The 2,407-nt window shown below is 42.6% G+C and carries 2 protein-coding genes; both read right to left on the bottom strand.

Annotated features, from left to right (window positions below; translation table 11 throughout):
• Positions 1-58: 58 nt before the first annotated feature.
• Positions 59-1,462 carry a flagellar assembly protein A gene (locus CA598_RS31420; protein WP_094874818.1) on the bottom strand — a complete coding sequence of 468 codons (1,404 nt, stop codon included), beginning with the start codon at positions 1,460-1,462 and terminating at the stop codon, positions 59-61.
• A 28-nt stretch (positions 1,463-1,490) separates the two neighbouring features.
• Positions 1,491-2,279, bottom strand: coding sequence for a FliA/WhiG family RNA polymerase sigma factor (locus CA598_RS31415; RefSeq protein WP_042189430.1), 789 nt, complete (start codon positions 2,277-2,279; stop codon positions 1,491-1,493).
• Between the last annotated feature and the right edge of the window lie 128 nt (positions 2,280-2,407).

Raw genomic sequence — 2,407 nt, 5'->3', positions numbered from 1 at the left:
TGAAACTTATACTTTCTTATATTTCAAGAATGGCCGGCCGCTATTGCTGCCCGCCCGATTAATTGTATGGCGTTAAGGATATATCACCTTCACTATAAATAAACACAACTCGTTCTGTGGGGTCCTTTACAAATCGAGTATATCTACCGATCATAATTTTGGATCCGCCATAGATCGTTTTAATCACTTCAACTCTAGCTCTGCCTGTATCTTCTAGCATTCTTTCAATCTCTAGCACACGTTCTTTAATTCTTTTTTCCTCACGTTGATGAGACTGTTTAGTAGCATTCAATTTTACGCGAAGTGCCACTTTATCTGCAGGGAGTTGACCATTAGTTGCCAATTGATTTAATAGATACAACGCTTTAGAGGTTTTGTCCTCATTTTCCAGTAGTTGACGCAGTGATTGCCGCAGCTCGTTAATCTCATTTCTTAGCTCAGGTACTACACCGACCTCAATAGAAGTCGCTGTGGACATGGTATTGCCTATTGTACGTGCTACGACTCTTTCCCCAGACTGTACTGTTCCGCCAACAATCAGACCCTTAGCTCCGTTACAAAGAACGTCTCTGCCCGCACGTATATTGGAGTGCATAATGCTCTGGGATACAATGACATCTTCACCAGCTGTTACATTACCATCTTGAATGAAAGAGACCTTAACATTTTTCCCAGCAGTTACATGTCCTTTGTTATAACCAATAATTCCACCCGTAATTTCGATGGATCCCCCAGAGATTAATTCCGCTCCTTCAACTCCACCAACTACACGAATATCTCCGGCGGACTTTACAGAAAATCCTGAAAGTACGTTTCCTCGAATAACGACGGTCCCTACAAAATCAATGTTCCCAGTACTGTAGTCCACATCACCATTCACTTCATACACAGGAAATACATTGATTTTACCGCTATCGGTTAAAGTAACAAGACCGTCAATTGCGGCATACATCGAAGTTTCATTGTTATCAACGAGTACGTTCTTACCTACTTTAAAATGAGCTTCCTTTCCGGCTCTGAAAGCAAGCTCATCACCAGTTACAGTCTTACCATGCTTACCAGGCTGAGCAGGAATAATTCTAGCTATCAGCTTTCCTTTGAGGACGTTACGAAGCCGAACTAAATCCTTATAATCCACCTTACCATCCGCTTTTTCAAGCGGTTTGCGATCCTCTTCCAGATCAACAGTAAGCATAATATGTCCGTCGACTCCATTTACTGCAGGTTCACCTGTAGCAATAGCGACTTTACTCCAAAAAAACTCCTCCGGATGACTACAGATACGTTCAACAATATCACGCTGGACCCCGTAGCGAATATTGTGACTGTGCAGGAAGCTTTCCAATTCTGTAGGTGAGCAGGAAAAATTCTCATCCTTTTTGGAGAACTGCAAATACGCGATCCCTTTGTCATCCGAAAAAGTAATACTTAAGTACTGATCCAAAGCATTTTGACCGATCAATTTTGCTCCCCCTTGTCACCGCTAACGGTTAATCGTTCTGCATAAGTAGATCGCGATTCTTCTCAAGCGTTCCCCTCAGCCGTAAAATAGCCTTGGAATGAAGCTGCGAAATCCGTGAAGGCGATAGTGACATGACCTCTGCGATTTCGCTCAATGATAAATCTTCATAATATAAAAGGGACACAACGGTCCGTTCTTTCACCGTTAATTTCTCAATACCTTTGGTGAGGGCTTCGCGTAAGTAGAATTCATTTACCTTGCTATCCGGATTCTTAGCTTTATCGTCCACCAGTATGGACATTCGGGTCTCTGATTCCTCTTCACGAATCGGGTCTTCCAGTGAACATAGTGACATTACAGCCACATCCTGCAACATATTTTGAAATTCTGTTACACTAATATTCAGGTATAGACTCATTTCCTCATCACTAACGGATCTCAAATACTTCTGTTCCAACTGCTGATAAGCATCCTCGATTTTTTTAGCTTTTTCCCGCACAGATCTAGGGACCCAATCACTTTGGCGTAAGGAATCTAAAATCGCACCACGTACGCGCCAGGAAGCATAGGTCTGAAACTGCAATCCCCGTTTGTAGTCGAATTTTTCAATCGCATCAATTAATCCCATTACTCCATTACTGGCTAGATCATCTTTAGATACATTTTTGGGCAACCCCACAGCCAACCGGCTGGATACGTAATCAACAATATGGAGATAACTCTCTATCAGCTTCTTTTTGGCTTCAGGGTCACTGTGTTCTTTCCACTGTTCCCATAGCTCATCAGTTTCCAATTGAGAAGCTTTACGCTCGTTCAATAGCTTTCACCCTTCCCAAAGTTTAGTCAGAGAGCTTGTCGCGGCGAAACCTGCCTAGTCACAAGCATAAACGCCCTCGGCATCCTTATGAGGAAGTTAGCGTTTATGCGAGAAATATAAGGATAATG

The sequence above is a fragment of the Paenibacillus sp. VTT E-133291 genome (assembly GCF_002264395.1).
In the GTDB taxonomy this organism is placed as follows: Bacteria; Bacillota; Bacilli; order Paenibacillales; family Paenibacillaceae; genus Paenibacillus_AQ; species Paenibacillus_AQ nitricinens.
This window is presented reverse-complemented; position numbering and strand designations above follow the sequence as displayed.